Consider the following 19609-nt stretch of genomic DNA (forward strand, 5'->3'; position numbering starts at 1 on the left):
TCAGTCGGCTGCGCCGCCGCCGGTGTGACTGCCCATCCGGAGGTCGACGTCACCGGTTCCGAGCTTGATCGGCTTCCCGACGATGACGTTCTCGGTGACGCCGTTGAGGTCGTCGATCTCACCGTGGATGGCCGCATCGAGCAGGTGTGAGACGGTAACCTCGAAGGCGGCACGGGCCAGGACAGACTCTTTACTACCGGAGATACCGTGGCGACCGATCGACTCGATCACGCCACGGTTGGTCATGATGTCTGCCACGAGCATCAGATGGCGGATGTTCACGTCGTCCAGGCCCTGCTCTTCGAGCGTGTTCATCGTTTCTTCGATGATTGCCTCGCGAGCGGCCTCGACACCGAGGTTGCTGAAGATCTCGTGGATGTTGTTACAAGTCGTCCGAGAGGCGTCGACGCCCTCGATACCGATAACGTCGCCAAAGGCCGACCCCTCGGTGTAGAGGACGAACTCCTCGTTGCCGTCTTCGAGTTCCTCTTTCCGAATGACGACGCGGGAGACTTCTTCGATGCCCTTGAAGACGATCTCCCGCAGTTCCTCGACGAGCTGAAGGAGATCCCGGTAGGAGGGTTCTTCCGGACCGAACTGGATAACCGTCTCCTTGCGGATCGTATCGACACCGAGTTGGGACTCGATGGTGGTGGCGATTTCCTGGGCAACCTCGTCGACGCTGTCGGCAGTCGGCCACCGTTCTTTGAGCGTCTCGGGGTTGAGATCGATCTGGACGGCCATGTCGGCGACGTTCGTCGAGACGTCACCCAGCGCGAGGATCCGTGTCGCCTCGATCTTCCAGACGACCTCGTGGGCGCGTTCGCGTTCGGTCGCGTACTCCTCGTCGAGGTGAACTGTCATCATCGGCGTGTCTGGCTCCTTGCGAGCGTCGACTAGCTCGATGAGCCGCGGCAGCCCCTGGGTGACGTCGATCTCGGCGACCCCCGCATAGTGGAACGTGTTCATCGTCATCTGGGTGCCGGGTTCGCCGATCGACTGGGCCGAGACCGTCCCAACGGGGTCGAGCGGATCGACTCGCGTGTCGAGGTACTGCGACTCGACAGCTTTCGCGATATCGTCGGCTTGTTCGATGGTAACACCCTCGCGGTCTTCGATAGTCTCGTAGACGCGCGTCTTGAGTCGGCGCGGCAAGTCGGTGTCTTCGACGACCGCGCTGACGTCGGTGTCGACGTGCTCGAAGCGATCTAACGGATTGTATTCGGTGAATTCGCCGTTCATCAGTCATCACCCTCCGCGAGCCAGCGCTCGTCGGCATGTTCAGAGAGGTTCGTCGGCAAGGCCTCCCGTTCGAGGAACTCCGCCTTTGCCGCGTCGTCGTCGAATTCAGCATCGATGATCCGGTCGGCGATCGATTCGACATCGATGTCGAAGTCATCACTGGAGGAGACGTCGACCGGAGAGGTACCGTCTTCGCCGAATTCGAACTGGACGACAGTATCACTGGTGTCTCGGACTGTCCCGTCGTATTGAGTCTCCAGTTCCGACAGCGCGTTGATGAGTCGACGCTGGAGGTACCCGGACTTGGAGGTACGGACTGCCGTGTCGACCAGCCCTTCCCGTCCACCCATCGCGTGGAAGAAGAACTCCTTGGGATCGAGTCCCTCACGATAGGAGTGTTCGACGAAGCCGTGGGCGTCCGCCGAGAGGTCGTTCGGTTTGAAGTGACTGAGCGTCCGATTCTCGTATCCGCGGTTGATCCGCTCTCCGCGGACTGCCTGTTGGCCAACACAGCCGGCCATCTGCGTCAGGTTGAGCATCGAGCCACGCGCCCCGGAGTCGGCCATCACCACGGCCGGATTGTCCTCTGCGAAGTGGTCTTCGGCGATGTCACCCGCACTGTCACGGGCCTGGCCGAGCGTCTGCATGATCTTCATCTCCAGTGTCTCGTCGATCGTCCGGCCGGGAAGCGATTCGAGATCGCCCTGTTCGTACGTCGTGATCAGTTCCTGAACGCGCTCGTAGGCATTGTCGATGGCCTCGTCGACCTGTTCGGCCGCATTGGGCGGGATCGACTCGTCGTCGATACTGATCGAGAACCCGAAGTGCATGATCGTCCGGACCGCGAGCGTCGAGACCTCGTTGATAAAGATGCGGGCACGGGTCTTATCGTAGATCTTCGCGATCGAATCGACGACGTCTCCGCCGAAGGCACCGACCGCGCTGTCGTCGATCGTCCCCTCGACGAGTTGGCCATCCTCGATGACGACGTCGTCGCCGGCCTCGCTCGTGAATTCGAGGTTCAGATCGTCCGGCAAGAGTTCCGAGAAGATGGAGCGGCCGGTCCAGTAGGCGTTGCCGTCTTCTTCCCCGTCAGGTTCGGGCAGTGTATCGACGTTGGTCGCCCGCAACAGGTCCAAAGCCTGGGTCTCGTTGAACGTCGGGTTCTGGTTGGTCAGCAGGTACATCGCGGTGACGTGGTCCTGGATCGCGCCGACAATGTTCTCACCAAAGCGCGGGGAGAGCATCTGTTCTTGCACCCGCATGAGGACGCGAGCCTCCGCACGGGCCTCCTCGTTTTGGAGGGCGTGCATGTTCATCTCGTCACCGTCGAAGTCCGCGTTGTACGGCGGACAAACCGTCGTGTTCAGCCGGAAGGTCTTGTAGGGCATCACGACGACCTCGTGGGCCATAATCGACATCCGGTGCAGCGACGGCTGGCGGTTGAAGATGATGATGTCACCGTCGACCAGATGCCTGGCGACCTCCCAGCCGGGTTCGACTTTCTCGGCGAGTTCCTCGCAGTTCTTCTCGGTCACTTTGAGTCGGCGACCGTCGGGCCGGCGAACGTAGTTTGCACCAGGATGGGCTTCCGGCCCATTGGCGACGTACCGACGTGCGTCCTCGAGATTCCGCTCGTTGACGTTCATCGTCTGGGTCATCTCGCTGGCGACCCGGTCGGGCACGCCGACCTCGTTGAGCGAGAGTGTCGGGTCCGGCGAGATGACAGTCCGTGCCGAGAAGTTGACGCGTTTCCCCGAGAGAGACCCACGGAAACGGCCCTCTTTGCCTTTCAGGCGCTGAGAGAGGGTCTTCAGCGGGCGGCCCGAGCGGTGCCGGGCCGGCGGCGTTCCGCTGATCTCGTTGTCCATGAACGTAGTGACGTGATACTGCAGCAGTTCCCAGAGGTCCTCGATGATCAGCTGGGGCGCGCCGGCCTCACGGTTCTCCATGAACCGCTGGTTGATCCGAATGATGTCGACCAGCTTGTGCGTAAGGTCGTCCTCACTCCGCTGGCCGTTGTCCAGCGTGATCGAGGGGCGGGCCGTCACCGGCGGGACCGGCAGCACGGTGAGGATCATCCACTCGGGTCGGGACCGGTCGGGGTTGATCCCGATGGCCTCGATATCCTCGTCCGGGATCTCCTCGAACCAGTCCCGGATGTCGCTGGGCATCAGCTTGTCCATATCCTCATCGAGGAGATACGACGACGCACTCTCGAAGTCCAGTTGCTCGCCGAGATGTTCCTCTAAGTCGTTGAATCGGGAAAGCGCCTTGCCGATCTGCTGTAAGGCACCGATGTCGTTGCGGTCGGGCCGGTAGGTGCCAGAGAGCAGTTCCCGGATCCGACCCGCACTGAAGGCATCGTCGATGGCCTCGGCGAGTTCGTCGGGCGTAACAGGCTCGCCTTCGGGCGGATCCATCGCCATGCTGAGGCGTTCTTCGATCTCCGGATGGGGAACCTCGATGATCTCGTAGTAGGTCGTCGGTTTCTCGTGTTTGACGTCGAACTGCTCGGCCCCACAGTAGGGACACCGGCTGGCCGAGCGAGCCTGCCGGATGGCCGACTTCAACACGTCATCTAAGTCGTTGCCCAGCTCTGCCGTCCGACGGAGTTCCTGGCGGAATTCGCGTTTCTTCTCCTCGGCGGCGGCCTCGGCGGCCGCGAGGTCGACAGCGCCCTCGCCATCGGTGAACTTCGCGGCATCGACGGCGGTCAAGCGCGAACACTCCCGGCAGGTCCCTCGCAGTAGTCGCCGGATGAGTTTCGAGAAGCCGACGTGGATCACGGGCGCGGCGAGTTCGATGTGGCCGAAGTGGCCGTTACAGGCCCCGGAGTGTTTCCCGCAAGTCTTACACTCCAGGCCAGGGTCGATGACGCCCAGTCGCGGGTCCATCAGCCCCATGTCGATGGGGAACCCGTCGTCGTCGTAGGTGTCGGCCGTAATGACCTTCGTGGCACTCATGTCCCGGTACTCCTCTGGGTCCATCAGCCCGAAGCTGATCTTGCCGATCGACTTGGGTGATTGTCCGGTACTCATACTGCATCCTCCAGTTCGATCCGCGGCGCGATACCCAACGCTTTCATCTCGTCTAAGAGGAGTTTGAACGCGTAACTCATCTCGACCTCGTGGACGTCGGTCTCCTCATCGCAGTTGGGACAGTAGACGCGGCGTTGATCGACGTTCTCGACGGCGGTCATCCCACACTGTCCACAGACGTTGATCCACTCCTGGTCTGACTCATCGAGCAGGCGCTCTTTGAGCGTCAAGGCGGCACCGTGCCCGATGAAGACGTCCCGTTCCATCTCCCCGATCCGGAGCCCACCCTCGCGGGCACGCCCCTCGGTCGGCTGGCGAGTCAACACCTGGACCGGACCACGCGAACGGGCGTGGATCTTGTTCGAGACCATGTGGTAGAGTTTCTGGTAGAAGATGGTCCCGACGAAGATCTCGGCCTCGATCTTCTCGCCCGTGATGCCCGAGTACATGACCTCCTTCCCCGAGGACTTGAAGCCGTGATCCTCCAAGGAATCGCGGAGTTCTTCTTCGTCCTCGCCAGTGAAAGCGGTCCCATCGACGCGGCGACCTTCCAGGGCACCGACCTTCCCGCCGATCATCTCCAGAATGTGCCCGACAGTCATCCGCGAGGGGAGTGCGTGGGGGTTCAAAATGAGGTCGGGGACGACACCCTGTTCGGTAAATGGCATGTCTTCCTGGGGGGCAAGGTGGCCAACGACACCCTTCTGGCCGTGTCGCGAGGCGAACTTGTCCCCGAGTTCCGGGATCCGCTCGTCACGGACCTTGACCTTCGAGAGTTTCGAGCCATCCTCACCCTCCATAAGCGTCACCGTGTCGACGACCCCACTCTCGCCGGATCGCATCGTCACTGACGTTTCACGGCGCTTTTGCGGGCTGAGGCCGCCCATATCGTCCGGCTCTTCGAGGAACCGGGGCGGGCTTGTCTTGCCGAGCAGGACAGCGTTCTCGCCGACCTTCGTCTCGGGGTTGACGAGGCCGTCCTCGTCGAGTTGCGTGTAGGCGTCTTCGCCGCGAGCGCCCCGCACTTCGTCGTCCGGGATCTCGAAGCGGTCTTCCTGACCGCCCGGATAGCGGCGTTCCTCCCCCTCGTACGTCCGGAAGAAGTGCGACCGCGAGAGGGCGCGTTCGACCGATCCTCGGTTCATGACGAGGGCGTCCTCGATGTTGAATCCCTCGTAGGACATGACCGCGACCGTGAAGTTCTGGGCCGCCGGCCGGTCGTCGTAGCCGATCTGTTCGGTCGTCTGGGTCTTGACCATCGACAGCTGCGGGTAGTGCAGCAAGTGCTGGCGCGTGTCCGGGCGAACCCGGTAGTTCGCACTTGGCAGCCCCAGACTCTGCTTGATCATCCCCGATCCCATCGTAATCCGCGGGCTCGCGTTGTGTTCGGGATAGGGGATCATCCCGGCACCGATCCCGAAGATGAGTTGTGGGTCGACTTCGAGGTGGGTGTGGTCTTCCGTGAGTTCGTCTTTATCGACCGCAACGAGGATGTCCTCTTCCTCCTCGGCGTCGATGAACTCCACGTAGCCCCGGTCGACGAGATCCTCAAAGGAGAGGTCGCCGTCTTTGACCGCCTCGATCTCTTCCTCGGAGACGAGTGGCTCACCGTCACGAATGACCAACAGTGGGCGGCGGGCCCGGCCGGCGTCGGCGTTGATGATAACCTCGTCGGTACGGTCTTTGACCGAGACGTTGACCATCTCGCTGACCTCGCCACGGCGGCGAGCTTCGCGTACCTGGTTTGCGAGCTGTTCCGGTTCGGGATGGGTCCCGACGAGACTTCCGTTGACGTAGACTTTGGCTTCGCGTCCCTGACTCATGTTAATCGTCTGCGGGCTGTTGTGCGCTGGTTTCGATCGCGGGGATGCCCTGTACCCCCATGTCCGCGAGTGTATGTTTCAGATCGCGTTCGTCCTCGACGTGCTGGGAGAGCTCCATCGCCTGCGCGAAGTTCTTCACCAGTCCACAGTTCGGCCCTTCTGGCGTCTCGGAGGGGCAAATGCGACCCCACTGGGTGGCGTGGAGGTCACGCGCTTCGAAGTGGGGCTGGGAACGGCTGAGTGGCGAGCGCAGGCGTCGCAGGTGGGAGAGAACCCCCATGTAGTCGGTACGGTCGACGAGCTGGGAAACGCCCGAACGGCCCCCGACCCAGTTACCCGTCGCCAGTGGATGTTCGAGTCGTTCGGTCAGGACGTCCGAGCGGACGACCGTCGAGACCGAGAGTTGACGGTTACGCATGTTGGCGCGTTCGAGCTGGTATTTGACGTCCCGTGCCAGCTTGTTCAGTGCCGTCCGGAAGAGGTCCCGCATGAGGTCGCCCGAGACTTTCAAGCGCTTGTTGGCGTAGTGATCTTTGTCGTCGGACTCGCGGCGTTCTAAGGCGAGTTCGAAGCACGCCTCGGCCATCCGGCAGAGGTAGTAGGCCTTGTTGATCCGGACCTCTTCTTCCTCGACACCTTCCTCGTGGAGGTGTGGGAGGAGGTACCGATCGATGACGTAGTTGGCCCGCTTGAGCTGGTAGTTTTTGCCCTGGCCCGAGGCGACGCGTTTGCCAAGCGTCTCGATGGCTTCTTCCTGGGACTGGACCTCTGCAGCCTCCAGGTTTTCGAGCATGAACTTCACGATCTCGGGATCGTCGCTGACGCGATGGACGATCTCCTCGTCGCTCTCTAAGCCGAGTGCGCGAACGAGCGTGACGAAGTTGATCGATCCCGAGACGCTCGGGAACGAGACTTCGAGCAACCCATCTCGGGTGCGTTCGGTCAGGACCAGCGCTCGGTAGCCCCGACGCTGACTGAAGGTCTTGGCGACCTGGATCTCGTCGCCGTATTTGGAGTCGTATTCCGCGAGGATCTTGTTCGGCGCGAGGTCCTCGCTGGTCATCAGGACCCGCTCGGAGCCGTTGACGATGAAGTATCCACCGGGGTCGGCAGGGTCCTCACCGATGTCGATCAGTTCCTCGTCGGTGAAGCCGGCAATGTTGCACTTCTCGGAGCCGACCATGATCGGCATCCGGCCGACCTTGGTTTCGGTCTGGTCGACGACCCGCTCTTCTTCCTCTTCGCCGCCCTTGACGATGGCCATCTCCATGAAGACCGGGGCGGAGTAGGTGATGTTCCGGAGGCGCGCTTCCTGGGGGTACAGCAGTTCCTCACTGCCGTCGGCCTCCCGGACGCGGGGCGTGACGACGCGGACGTCGCCGAGTTCGACCCAGACGGGTTCTTCGCCTTCCTTGTCACCGATGTCGGTATCGATGGTCGCCTTCTCGTCGACGACCTCCTGCATCCCCCGGTCGAGGAAGGCGTTGAACGACCGAAAGTGGTGTTCGGCGAGTCGATCCCTCGAGAAGTATTCCCGTGATATGGCGCGATGATCTTCCGTATCCATGTTATTCTACGACGAGTCGGTACACCACGGCGGTGTCGGTTGTTCGTGAATCCCGGATGACCTTGATCACGTCGCCGACTTCCGCCTCGTTAGGCAAGGCGGGATCGGCACGCTTGATCTTCGGCAGGTCAGTCCGTTTGATATCATACTCCGCGAGCACGTCCTCGAGTTCGTCGTCGTCGAGGATGGTGTGTTCTGGAACGAGTTCGTGTTGACTTACGTCTACCATGTGTGTGATGTCGAGTGTGGCGGGCTGGAGAAGGTTGTTGTCACGAGATACTACAGATTGCTACCGGTGGAAGCCATATAACGCTTACCAAAACCGCCGGCAATAGCTGTCGGCGTACAGGCGTTCAGTACCGCCACGTAGGCCGACTGCAGGTAAATGTGTTCTGGTCGGATACCCCCTGGCAGGCGGGGCGATGTGGAGTCAGCGACCGGGGTGGTCGTCGTCGGGACCGATCGGCACGCACTACGTCAATCACCACCACGTGAGTGACCGACAGTCCGGGTCTGTTTGGAAAGTCTTAATATTACCACCCGGATACGAAGGAGTGTAGCAGGCCCGGATGGTGTAGTGGCCCATCATACGACCCTGTCACGGTCGTGACGCGGGTTCAAATCCCGCTCCGGGCGTCCCAGTTTTTGTTTAGGTCCCACCCTTAAGAGGGACTATTACGGATCTAAAGCGGCTGTACCTGCCTTTCTCCAGTGTCCCGATTTCGCTCTAACGAGTGCCGTCCCACCGACCCACCCTCCCGGTTGTACGGTGCGATATAGCCCGACGACCCCCTCGCGGGGTGACGTCGGGCTTAGGCCGGCCCGTCCAGCCACCGGAAGCGAGGTAGAGGGCGCGCGGTTCGTCGACGAACGAGCGACCTTTAGGAGCGACGCGAGGAGATCGGCCGCGAGCGCCAATCGCGGCCGACCGCGCGGCCGGCCGGAAGCGGTCCCCCTCCCATGGGGGACCGACCCGGAAGGCCGAGCGCATGCCCTCGACCGAAGGGAGAGGGCATTCGTCTGCGGTGTGGGGGGCGGTCGCGGTGAGTAAACAATCTTCTATCACCGGACCACACGCTCCCTCTTGGCCTTCCAAGGCTAACCGTACAGACCCACAGAACGACGACGAAAGCGTCTGTACGGGCGAAATCGAGGATGAAGCGTCCGAAACCTATCGCGATATTGCGATGGAGTTCGTCAAGGATGCCGAGGGTGACCTCGCCGGACGGATCTTCCGTGCAATCTCGGTTAGTAGCGATACCAAACTCCGACGTGAAGCGGTTCGAGAGCGACGTGGAGAACCTGGCTCTTTCCGGTCGAAAAGTCTCGCCGGAGTTATGCAGGAGTTTCTGACATGGTATCAGCGCCAAGACGACCTCGTGCTAGAGTTTCCTGACTTTCAGATGGATGCCGGTTCATCCTATGACGAAGATGCAGCACGCGAACGCTACGGCCGTCTGCGTGACCTCGAACGTGGCGCGCTTGAAGCATGTCGGCAAAGCAGCGATGACCTCTATACGGCACTGATCGGGATCACAGCCTCACACAAGAACGCCAATAACCAGTATCGTTGCCCAGCTGATCACTGGCGTGAGATGCGTGACTCCTGGTCAGATCACGTTCGCCAGGAACAGCAACGAGTGTTCGACCAGCTCGGCGCTAACCGGTATGACCCGGATGATCCACCAGAACGCTGGTGGGAGTACGTTCGGATCGTCGAGCCGCACAAGAGCGGCTACGGTCATCACCACATCGCGGTTGTGACGAATTTCGAGATCTCCGTCGAGGACTTCGAGCCGGTGATCACAAAGCACGTCGAGGAGACCCCGAGTGCTAACTGGTCCGCCCATCAGATCCATGCTGATCACCCAGAAGACCGGTGTGTGTCGGTCAATCGAGTACAGCCAGAGAGTGACGGCGATGGCGTGGGAAACCTCGCGTCGTACCTCTCGGGCTACCTTTCGGAATTCACCGATGACGATGAGGACGACGATGAATACCTGGACCTGCTCGACAGAGCAGCGCATGAAGTGATGTTCTCAGCAGTCCAATGGGCTACGGCGTCCCGGAAAATCGACTTCTCGAACGGTGCGCACGCTCTGCGTCGGATCGGCAACGACCTTCGGCCAGAGGAGTACCAAACTCCAGAACCAGAGGGTGACGTCCCTGCTCCGACATCGGTAGTGAATCAGGTTACCGGTGACTCTCATCTCATCCTCGAACCTGGTGGTGTCGAGATGGTGCCTGTTCAAGATCGCCCGGAGTACGATCCTGAGAAGGTGTTCCCAGGTGGCGCGTTAGAGGCCACCCGGTGAGTGGCAACACTGTCTTGACTGCCGATCTGGTGACGGCGCGCAGCGCCGGAACCCGTACTCTGGAGCAGCGCGCAGTGATTTGCCCCGAGCGACAGAGCGAGGGTAACAGCACGAAAGCCCGGCAGTAGTAGCGCAGCCCGGACCGGCAAGCTGGACCGAGCGGCGGAGTGAGTGGGCAGATCTTACGAGCACCGCAAATACCGAAAAAGATGTGCTTTTATGTTTTAATAACTAGAGTTAATGTTTTAAGCAGACCTGCAAGATACAAAGCGCTCATGCAGCACAGCGAGAGAACAGACTCAGAGAACATCAAAGTATTAGAAGAGGTTCGCTGCTCAAAATTTACAGAAGTTGCCAGATGGCCCAAAAAGGACGGCGTTATGTCGGGAGCTCGGCGTTGACTGGACCAATGTCTTCGCGATGCCGAAAGTAGTCTACTTCTATAAGCTCGTTCGCAAGATGGTGGCGATGACAGAAGTGATTCTGATCTCCCTGTGGCTTTGGATATTTTTCGATGCACATCAGAGCTGGTTTCCCACCATCTTTTAGAAACTCACCGAATTGTTCGAATTTATCTTCCTGGTGGATATGCCACATATACCAGTTTTCAAAACACTGGTGCCCGATTGCCTGCTCCTTGTACGGCTGGACAATATTTTGCGGGACACCGAATTCTGGCTTGTGTACATATTCGATTCCGCCAACGTTCTCAAACTGACTTTCAAGAACATCTACGTTAAACTCAGGTTTGTACATCGATTCGCCGGAAGCACGTACGTCTACGAGGATATCGACATCTTTCTTTTTGAGATTTTTCACAAGTTCGTCAAAGTCTATTCCGCTATATCCGACCGTTACCACTGTATCGTTCTGGAACCGTTCAAGCTGCCGTCGCGCTTCGTCACGGCTCCAATTATTTTCGATCAGACGCTTCGTAAACTCTTCCTGATCTTCTTTTGGTAGTTGTGCGACAACCAAACCTTTCCGGCCCGCAAGATCCCCTTCTTTCACCCGCTCATAGACGGAGTCTGCGAGGTCCATGACAAGAGTGATTTTGTCCTGTACCGTTCGCGGCGCCATACCAGTAATATCCCCGATTTGTTCTTGTGAGAGGCCATATTCAGTATATAGCTCTTTACAGAGCTCGCCAATCTCCTCGTCCTGCATTTCTTTCTGCATCTGGTTCGTTTTGATAGCAAGCCCACGTGCATGCTCGTCGTCCAGGTCTTTTACGGTGGCCTCAATTTCGGACCAACCAAGACGTCGGGCAGCTTGAACTCGGTGAGCCCCAGATACCACGTCGTATTCGTTCGCACTCTCGTCCGATGCGGGGCGAACAATAATTGGATTCCACTGTCCGTCTTCTTGGAATGACTCTTTAATTTCTTCAACGTGTTCTTCGTCGATTTCTTCGCGGATCTGGAAACCAGGGAGCCCGATTTTGTCCAAGGCTATTTGCATAGGCCATGATATGCTCGACCCCCACTAAAGCACTTCCTTGTCCCCCCACATTTAACAGCAATCACTTTGAATACAGAATCCAGATGTCAGGCACTTTGCCAGACGACGCAGAGATTATTGACGATCTTGTTGTTCTCGGGCGTGCCGGGCCAGAACTGATCGAAAAAGATGGTAGACACACCGTTTGTCTTGGTGGATGGTCTGAATCAAAAGGATTTGTACGACTGTATCCGACACACAAATATTCGAACGCAAAGCGATGGAATGTTATCAAAGTGCCTGTAATAAAAGATCCGGATGATTATCGGGATGAGAGTTGGAAGATCGTTGGATCTAAAGAAGATTGGGACCACTTACATGAAAAAATCGAAAAGGTTGACGAACTGAGTCGGCCAGAAGCTATCGAACTTACTAAGAAGATTCCAAAGACTTGTCGACACATAATCAACAATCGAGAACAGAGTTTGGGATTGGTTGAACCAGAAATCGAGAATGTCTATTTAAATCCAATCGAAGATCCCGAACCAATTCATACCGATCTTGAAGGGAATCGGTTGAAGTCAAAGGGAGCATATCAACAGAAACTATACGTTGAATATACGTGTAAAGATGTTTGTGAAGCAAAAACTGGCCACGACCAACACTGTATAGAATGGGGCATGTATCGATTCTGGGATAATCATCCGGATAGAGATCCTGAAGAAGTTATTGACGCACTCCATCTTAGAGATGATGACTATAAAAAATTCTTCTTTATTGGAAACCAAAAGAACCATCCCACATCATATATCATAATTAGTGTGATTAGATGGAAAAAAGATAAGATGTTTCAAAAACGGATCAGCGATTGGTGATAATCAAGGGATGGCAAAAAGACGAATATTTTGTAGACCGTATGAAAAGGCCCGGAATCACACAATCATTATTAATTCGTTGCAGTGATTTTGTTTCTTTTCTTCTCGTAGTTTTTTCTTGACTATGTCATCCTGTCCTGGGCGAGTATAATTATGTAACTTCGGAAATGCGCTCGAAATCGATAGCACGCGTTCCAAGAGTGATTTCCTTGTCGTATGCGTTATAAATGCTCTTGCCGACTTTTCCGCCATCCTCATCCAGGTAGTGGAGTTCGTGCCACCAGATGTGTTTTAGAATCTCCTCATCGTGCAAGTCATCATTACCGATGAGCACATCGTAGACTACTTCCGGGAAAGTGAGGTCATCCAATGAAGGCATATCGGGATCTGGGTTCGTTGGTGATGGAAATTGTTCGGGAAAGACGATGACATCGGGGATGACGTGCCCATCACTGGTAGTTGCACCAGCGGGCTCGTCGTGATTGATGATGTAACTCGGATTCTCATCATGATTTATTCCCCACCGTACAACCCGATTGATGATTTCATTGAGACGCGAGTCCGGAGCCTTCGTATTCATTGAGTTCCTTTCCATCCAAAAGACGAGAATATCGGTGTTGGTTGGTACGAGTAAATGGCCGATGCTTTGTCCTTCTCCGCCTTTTATGTCCATTGCAAACGTTTCCTCGGTGACCTTCAAACGACCCTTAAAATCAATACGCTCATCGTCACGCTGATCAACGTAAGTGAGTTTGCCGTCATCTTGGGCAGGGTCAAGAAGTTTGTCTCGAACAATATCCTCACTGTCAACACCTCGACTCTGTTTGTACGTCCCATCTAAAGAGTGGATAGCATCAACGAGTTCCCGGTTATATTCCTGCGGTGTGATGGCGCGCTCTTCGAAAACCTCGGGATATTTATCGCCGAGTTCTTCAATCAAGCTTTTGACCTCAGCAATAGTCTCTTCCCGGTCCTCGGTGCCTAAATCGGAAAATCCGAGAACGTCAGTCCACTTGTCCTTGTCAGTCACATAAAAGATGCTCTGTTGTGCAGAAATAATCTATGAGTCCATAGATACCTATGCATAGTCCCTTAACTACTGATTTGAAAGATGAAGAGAACAGAGTATAGTTGAAAATCAGAACTCGGTCAAAGACCGTTGCTGAAGCGATGACAGACGCTCGACGATTACATCCTTGAATTCTTCGTTCAACTCGTATCCAATGCACGGACGGCCGAGTTCGAGCGCAGAGACCGCAGTTGTTCCGGATCCGAAGAAAGGGTCGAGTACCGTGTCACCTGGGTCAGTCGAAACGTTGACGATGCGATCGATAAGTGAGGTGGGATATGGGGCCTTGTGTAGCACGTTCTGCCCCACTGTTCCCCGTTTCACCGGATGCCGCCACAAGTTGCCGAGGCGATGCCCCTGGGCGACGGCAGGGTCTTCGATACCGTTCTGACCCTCCTTCGCGTGGAACTTGTGGTCCTTTGACTTCGACAAATAGACGACGTACTCCTTCTTATTCACGACGTTTCGGTCGGTCATACCGGCGATGGCAGTCGGCTTGTACCAGGTGACCATGTCTTGGAGTAGAAACCCGGTCTCTTCGGCTCGTTCGGCGATGTGATATGGAAGGAGTTTAAGATCCCCTTGTTCCATTACTGTGTCAACGACCACCCACATAGTTCCATCTTCGCGAAGTACGTCGTAACATTCGCTCCAGACCGCCTGCATCCGATCGAGGTAGTGGTCGTACGATTCGTCGGCTGTGCCGATTTGGTTCTCGTGTCCGTAATCCTTGAGGTCCCAGTACGGTGGCGAAGTGATGACCGATTGGACGATTCCATTCTCAACTTCGGCCATATTCTCGCTCGTCCTCCAGTTAACTTTGAGATCGTCGAACGACTTGAGATCGACCATCTATCCGTTCACCTCCTCGCGCAGGGCCGATGCGTCCAATGGCTCAGCTCTACGCCCCTCGCTAGTGACGATATCTTGGATGTCGTTTGTCCAAAGAGTATAAATGGTCTCTCCTTCGCCGGACCCCACAAGGACGCACCGGCGGAGTGCTTCTTCGATCGGTATTGGGTTTACCTCATCAACTTCTTGATTATCGGTCTGGGTGCGGTCTTCTTCTAACCATACATTCCCCGGATCCTTACCATCAGGGTTGTACCGCCGGACTTTAGTGTCGTGATAGGCACTGTTGCCTTCCTCACGCTCGCCTCCCCACTCATTACCTTCGTACACATGTGCCACCCTGATTTCGTCCTTGTGGAATTGGTACTCACGTTTGTCTTTAACAAAGAATAGAATTTCGTCGTATGCAGACTCCATATCGCCACCGCGGTCTTCCCACTGGTGGACCGTTATGTTGTTCTTCAAGATGAGGCCTGATTCTTTCCGGGCGTAGTCAGCCACTGCCATCGCCACGGGTCGCAACCGTCCCCCTGAAACATGTTCGGTGCTACCACCCACAAGGTTTCGTTCGGCTCCATACGTTCGTAGATCGCACTCCAGAGTCCCTGCGTTGCTTCAAGAATGTCTTCTTGAGTGTCGGCATCCGACGCCAACCGACCTAGGTCGACGAGATACATTTGATTGATATCTTGGTTACCATTCGGGGTACTTGACTGTTGCAACATCTTCGTCAATACCTAGGTAAATAACTATGCATAGGTATTTGGGTATATATTGCTTATCACCGACCCATATTAATCTCAAGACATAATGGGTTTGACGCTGACGGATGCGAAGCGCAAGGTACTCACCCTGCTTAATGAGGAACCGCTCCACGGCTACGCTCTCGCCAAAGAGCTAGGGAAGCAAGGCCCCACTGTATATAAACATCTACAAGAACTAGAGGAAGCCGGTTATGTTAAGAGTGAAGAGAATGGCCGGCGGAAGGTATACACGCTCACCGAGCGCGGACAACTCACGCTTAAGGCCGATCGTGTCAACGAATGATTGAGCCATTCGCCACGGCAAAGTTCAATATCCGTTTCGTCCCGACTACTGACATGGATTGTATTTGGCATTCTCTATCGACAATTTTTTATAATTAATGTTGGATTCACTCTCTGATACGGATCGCTTTACGTCATTTCCACTTGATTGCCCGCATCCGGGCGGTAATACCGGTAAACAATCATACTAATCCGGATAATCCATGTATGGTTTAGCTATAGATCATATCCATTTTATATTAATATAATAAGATGACCCACCGATCTAGTAAATTGACCTAACAATTTGAGTCACTCTTTCGTTCGAGAACACCGTTACACCGCGGCGTAGCCCTATTTGATATAAATGGCTTCTTCGAATACCCTTCATAGAAAGCCAAAATGAAGGGAACTCATCACAACACAAGCCGGCCACCTGACAATCAGTTCACGGACTACGATACACCTGACGAGTACGTTCGTGCAAACCGAGAAACGCTAATCGAGGTGATTAAACACGGAAGTACTGATTGGGTTCGAGCACTTGCTCTCGCGGCTTTCGTCGAATACGGCGGCGAGCCCGATCGGGAACAACTCCGGCGTGAAATCGAACGGATGAATCGGTTAGAAGACTCTGAATGAGGTCAACTATCGGCTTCGTCAACGAAACGACGAGCAGTCTCGATCACATCGGGATCGCCCCCGAGCGCCTCGACGAGCGGTTCCATCTCTTCGAGGCGTTCGAGCAATTCCGGGTTCTCCTTGGCGAAGCCCATCAACTGACGACGTTCCGCTTTCTCGACTTTTTCCAGATCCTCCTCTGCCCCTGGTTCGATCACCTGGTGACACCACATGCAAAAGTCCTCCTCCCGCGGTGTTTCTTTTCCACACCGGGGACATGTGACAGCCGCGATCGGGTCCGGTTCCTCCTCACTCACGTCGAGCCCATGGGCCTTTGCGAGTTCACGGTCACTGGCTTCATCGAAGACAGAAATATATCGAGCCGCGGCTTTGCTCCCCCGCGTCCAGCCGTGATGATCCTCAAGAGTCGGCTGATTGACGCCGCGACTCGCCAGAAACGACGCAGAAGACTTCCGGAAGTTCGTGAACGTGACCGGCTTATCGACTCCGGCGTGATCCGCAGCCTGTCGTGGAATCTTCCGAGCCATCTGATAGGAGATCTCTTCACCACTCCTGAGTTTACACCAGAGTGGCGCAGTCCGTTCGTTATCCCGCGGGTGATCATTCAGCCACCGATTCAGATACGGAACAGAAGTGACCAGCGTGATTGTTCGCTGCCCCTTCTTCCCATCGACAGTGATCTGCAGACCGTGCTTGTGATCACTCACGTCACCTACCTGGAGGTCCAGCAACTCCCCGGAACGAGCCCCCGAATCAAAGGCAACGGCGATGAGAGCCGCGTCCCTTGCGTTCATCGTCTCCTCAATCATCGGCACTACCTCGTCATCCCAGTCCAACATTTCACCCGGATCGGGTTTCGGATCGTAATTTCGACTCGTCGTCGTAGGGATCCAACTGAGACTTTCTGGGATTCCATCATCGTCAGTGGGCACATCGTACCCTCCCTCAACGACGCGCTTCCCAAACATCCGGAAAGCGATCCGGTAATCCTTGTTCGTCTCAGGTGTATCCTCCGGGTCGTGTTCTCTGTGAATCCAACGGACGATATCTTCAGCTGCTTCTCGGTCTTCGAGCGCCTTTGCCAGATGATTCCTTTCAGCTTCGGCGATGATCGTGCAATGTCTGAGCAGCTTTTCTCGTCGTTGTTTACCATACTCCGACGGGAGCAGCGACATGCGCTCATCAAACGCGATCAGAAGATCACGGTCTTTGTCACTAACCTCACGTTCACCGTCACGGAGTTGATCGACGAGCCGAGTAAGCTGTCGATCCGGATGAGTTACCATTATTGCTCTAACCAATCTTTAAGTGAAGGGGAGTTAAACCTAGGGTTAATGTCCCGCTCCGGGCGCTTCTCTGCATTCAACTCCGTGAGCGACCGCGTTAGCGTGTCGCGAACATCTGATTTGCTGTGTGCGCTCCAAAGAGATTTGAACTCTAGAAGACGAGCGCCAGCGAGTCTTCTACTAGTTCACAATCCCGCTCCGGGCGTACTTTTCCGAACTCGATCACTAAGCGATGGGTCTCGTCGCCGAGCGACTCGAGTTCGGTCGATACCCCAGAAGGATTTGAACACACGGAGTCACAGCCCCGGAACGTCTCCCAACGGGTTCAAATCCCGCTCGGGGGCCTGGCGTCTTCCGGCCTTCGCGGCGACGATCTCGCCGCCCAATCCCGTTGAATCCACGCCACTCACTTCGTTCCCCTGGCTGTCACTCGGTCGAATCGACAGCATCGCTCCCACAATCGGGGCAAGTCTCGTAGTCCGTGAAAAATTCCGACTCGCAATCCCCACAGCGATGAGTTGGCTCGCTGGCGTTGTCAGCCGCGCCCTGTTTGAAGGACTCGACTTTACGGCCGAGATTCTCGAACAATCCCATGGACACACAACGCGGGCGAGGACAAAAAGGGTGGCTCCCGATTCAGACGTGGCCTACAACGGAAGCAACGTCGAGACACGGGCGTTGTCTTTGAGCCGGATCCCGTCGCCGCCCACGGAGAGAGGTACTGGATCTAGGTCGGTGACACGAAGCGACGGATGGAACGCCCCGGCGTCCCTGACAGCGTCACGAGTCTGGAGCCAGTAGGACTGGTCGGTCGTGGTGAGAGACTCGTTGAACGCCACCAGATACTGGCCAGCATCGAGATGATACCACTCGTAGTCGTCGTCGCTGTTGTGGAGGGTGGTCTGGACCGCGCGCAGGTCGGCGGCTTCGAGCTCACCACCGCCGAAGTCGACGCGACCGGGGGCGGCGACTTCGTAGACCTCCGCCACCGTGAGATCGAGACCTGGGCTGTCGGTCTGTGTTGGTTCGTAGACGATTCCCTCGACGGCATTTGTCAGGTTCGAAGTCATCGGCTGCTAGTGACAGGCTCGACCGACAACAAGGTTCGTCTCGTGTACCTCGCTGGATCACTCGACGTCGCTGGCGAGTACCTGCAACTCGTCCAGCATCGGTCCGTCGTATGTCTCTTCGAGCAGCGCGACGAGCACGGCGACACCCAGTGCACGGCGTGTCGCGGGGCGAAGGTCAGTGTCCGGAGAGGTATCGTCTTCCAGAGCCTGGAACTGTGCGTCGTCGACGTCGAGTACCTCAGACAGCTGGAGCTCGCCCACGGAAGCCAGATGAGAGAAGTCTTCGATCGCGGCGGTCAGTTCCGCCCGGAGGTTCTCGTGATAGCCGGTCGACGGATCGAGTGGTCGCGCCCCGTGGCGCACACCCTGGAGGTACTGGACCGACGTCCGGCCGAGAAAGCCGTCCCGGTCGTCGCCCTCGAACACGAGTCGCTCCCCACACCGATCACAGTACCGCGCCCCCGCCTCGGCGTCGGCCCCGCAATACGGACACTCACGCATACGGCGACGTTGTCCCCATCCGACCTACTGTCTTTCGGCACAATGGGCTACCGCTGTGGGGCTGGTCACCGATCGAGCAGCGCGGCACCGCAAGCGAGTAGCCATGTTGCGGGCTCGGTGTGTCCCGAGCGAACGATGCGCCCGAGACGCTGCCGGCGAGAAGGGTTTAGTGACGGCGGCCAAAGGGAAGCTATGGACCAACCGGACGATGCAGGGGAGTTGCCGGGGATGCTCGTCGAGGAATATCTCGAACGCGAATCGGGGATCCGGACACTACTCGACGATCTCGAACGACAGGCCCTAGAGGGAGAACACGAGGCCGTCCGAGAACGTATCAGACGACTCGCCGAACAGAACCGCGGCGTCTTCTTCACGGTGGCGCTGAGCCTGACCGGATCAGCACAGTTCTTCGGCGACGTCGAAGCACAGCTTGACGTGACCGCGGCCGACCGATTACGGGACCTGGCCGAGACCTATCCGTCCTTAGCGGAGGCGTTCAGCATCGTCCGCAACGAGCAGGCACGGGACCGACGGAACCCCGTCACCGGCCTGGAGACGACGACGAGCTATCACGCCGAAGAAGCGCTGCCATTGATCCGCTACACCGTCAAGTCGGGCGACGTTGCCCTCTATGAAGGGTGTGAATCACCGGAGGAAGTGCTCGAAGTCGGCACACAGTTCGTCCGCTCGACGACCGACGCCCTAGAGGCCGCGATGGGCGACGACTTCTCGGTCAACACCGAAGAGTTGAGCAACCTCATCGATCGCCGGGAGGCACTGGAATCAGAACTCGACCGCCTGCGGAGCCAGATCGACGAACTGCGGCGGCGGCCAGTCGGCAACGAGTGATAGCGGTCACCG

Annotated in this window: 18 protein-coding genes and 1 tRNA gene; 6 read left to right on the forward strand and 13 right to left on the reverse strand. The window is 56.9% G+C overall.

Annotation, left to right across the window (positions count from 1 at the left end; all coding sequences use genetic code 11):
* Genes rpoA2 through FR699_RS07080 form a run of 5 tightly spaced genes read right to left on the reverse strand, consistent with a single transcriptional unit; the run spans position 1 to position 7902 of the window.
* Positions 1-1242: a DNA-directed RNA polymerase subunit A'' gene (gene rpoA2 / locus FR699_RS07060; protein WP_154551119.1), complete on the reverse strand. Its 1242-nt coding sequence runs from the start codon at positions 1240-1242 to the stop codon at positions 1-3.
* Positions 1242-4283, reverse strand: coding sequence for a DNA-directed RNA polymerase subunit A' (locus FR699_RS07065; protein ID WP_154551118.1), 3042 nt, complete (start codon positions 4281-4283; stop codon positions 1242-1244). The genes rpoA2 and FR699_RS07065 overlap by 1 nt, the downstream gene beginning before the upstream one ends.
* Positions 4280-6106, reverse strand: coding sequence for a DNA-directed RNA polymerase subunit B (gene rpoB / locus FR699_RS07070; RefSeq protein WP_158854941.1), 1827 nt, complete (start codon positions 6104-6106; stop codon positions 4280-4282). Before rpoB ends, FR699_RS07065 begins: the two co-directional genes overlap by 4 nt.
* 1 nt (position 6107) lies before the next feature.
* Positions 6108-7673 (reverse strand): DNA-directed RNA polymerase subunit B'', encoded by a 1566-nt coding sequence (locus FR699_RS07075; RefSeq protein WP_158854943.1) that lies wholly within the window; start codon positions 7671-7673, stop codon positions 6108-6110.
* A gap of 1 nt (position 7674) precedes the next feature.
* A complete protein-coding gene (locus tag FR699_RS07080; protein WP_154551116.1) occupies positions 7675-7902 on the reverse strand; it encodes a DNA-directed RNA polymerase subunit H in 228 nt (75 codons plus the stop codon).
* Between the two features lie 334 nt (positions 7903-8236).
* Here FR699_RS07080 and FR699_RS07085 point away from each other — a divergent pair.
* Together FR699_RS07085 and FR699_RS07090 are read left to right on the forward strand one after the other, a co-directional pair.
* Positions 8237-8309: transfer RNA gene (locus FR699_RS07085), tRNA-Asp, on the forward strand.
* Positions 8310-8716: 407 nt separating this feature from the next.
* Complete coding sequence (locus tag FR699_RS07090) at positions 8717-9988, forward strand: hypothetical protein (RefSeq protein ID WP_158854945.1); 1272 nt, start codon at positions 8717-8719, stop codon at positions 9986-9988.
* Positions 9989-10366: 378 nt separating this feature from the next.
* Here FR699_RS07090 and FR699_RS07095 read toward each other — a convergent pair whose 3' ends face one another.
* Positions 10367-11449 carry a ParB/RepB/Spo0J family partition protein gene (locus FR699_RS07095; RefSeq protein WP_158854947.1) on the reverse strand — a complete coding sequence of 361 codons (1083 nt, stop codon included), beginning with the start codon at positions 11447-11449 and terminating at the stop codon, positions 10367-10369.
* Positions 11450-11532: 83 nt separating this feature from the next.
* Here FR699_RS07095 and FR699_RS07100 point away from each other — a divergent pair, with 83 nt between their 5' ends.
* Positions 11533-12303, forward strand: coding sequence for a hypothetical protein (locus FR699_RS07100; RefSeq protein WP_158854949.1), 771 nt, complete (start codon positions 11533-11535; stop codon positions 12301-12303).
* A 151-nt stretch (positions 12304-12454) separates the two neighbouring features.
* Here the strand turns inward: FR699_RS07100 and FR699_RS07105 are convergent, their stop codons facing one another.
* The 3 genes from FR699_RS07105 to FR699_RS07115 form a co-directional block, all read right to left on the reverse strand.
* Positions 12455-13333, reverse strand: coding sequence for a hypothetical protein (locus FR699_RS07105; RefSeq protein WP_158854951.1), 879 nt, complete (start codon positions 13331-13333; stop codon positions 12455-12457).
* Between the two features lie 108 nt (positions 13334-13441).
* Positions 13442-14224 (reverse strand): site-specific DNA-methyltransferase, encoded by a 783-nt coding sequence (locus tag FR699_RS07110; protein WP_158854954.1) that lies wholly within the window; start codon positions 14222-14224, stop codon positions 13442-13444.
* Positions 14225-14731 (reverse strand): hypothetical protein, encoded by a 507-nt coding sequence (locus FR699_RS07115; RefSeq protein WP_199268300.1) that lies wholly within the window; start codon positions 14729-14731, stop codon positions 14225-14227.
* A gap of 303 nt (positions 14732-15034) precedes the next feature.
* On the opposite strand from FR699_RS07115, the gene FR699_RS07120 reads away from it, so the two are divergent.
* Both FR699_RS07120 and FR699_RS07125 read left to right on the forward strand, forming a co-directional pair.
* The gene (locus FR699_RS07120; RefSeq protein WP_158854955.1) at positions 15035-15271 is read left to right on the forward strand and encodes a winged helix-turn-helix domain-containing protein; all 237 of its coding nucleotides are present in this window, start codon (positions 15035-15037) and stop codon (positions 15269-15271) included.
* 380 nt (positions 15272-15651) lie between these two features.
* Positions 15652-15891, forward strand: coding sequence for a hypothetical protein (locus FR699_RS07125; RefSeq protein ID WP_158854957.1), 240 nt, complete (start codon positions 15652-15654; stop codon positions 15889-15891).
* A gap of 2 nt (positions 15892-15893) precedes the next feature.
* On the opposite strand, the gene FR699_RS13310 is transcribed toward FR699_RS07125, so the two are convergent.
* The 4 genes from FR699_RS13310 to FR699_RS07140 form a co-directional block, all read right to left on the reverse strand.
* Complete coding sequence (locus FR699_RS13310; RefSeq protein ID WP_233263378.1) at positions 15894-16700, reverse strand: tyrosine-type recombinase/integrase; 807 nt, start codon at positions 16698-16700, stop codon at positions 15894-15896.
* A gap of 903 nt (positions 16701-17603) precedes the next feature.
* The gene (locus FR699_RS13150) at positions 17604-17771 is read right to left on the reverse strand and encodes a hypothetical protein (protein ID WP_195837611.1); all 168 of its coding nucleotides are present in this window, start codon (positions 17769-17771) and stop codon (positions 17604-17606) included.
* 53 nt (positions 17772-17824) lie between these two features.
* Positions 17825-18247: a dCTP deaminase gene (locus FR699_RS07135; RefSeq protein ID WP_154551115.1), complete on the reverse strand. Its 423-nt coding sequence runs from the start codon at positions 18245-18247 to the stop codon at positions 17825-17827.
* Positions 18248-18304: 57 nt separating this feature from the next.
* Positions 18305-18748 (reverse strand): zinc ribbon domain-containing protein, encoded by a 444-nt coding sequence (locus FR699_RS07140; RefSeq protein WP_158854962.1) that lies wholly within the window; start codon positions 18746-18748, stop codon positions 18305-18307.
* Between the two features lie 192 nt (positions 18749-18940).
* Here FR699_RS07140 and FR699_RS07145 point away from each other — a divergent pair, with 192 nt between their 5' ends.
* Positions 18941-19597: a hypothetical protein gene (locus FR699_RS07145; protein WP_154551113.1), complete on the forward strand. Its 657-nt coding sequence runs from the start codon at positions 18941-18943 to the stop codon at positions 19595-19597.
* Positions 19598-19609: the final 12 nt, after the last annotated feature.

It is taken from the genome of Halorhabdus sp. CUG00001 (assembly GCF_009797925.1).
Classification (GTDB): Archaea; Halobacteriota; Halobacteria; order Halobacteriales; family Haloarculaceae; genus Halorhabdus.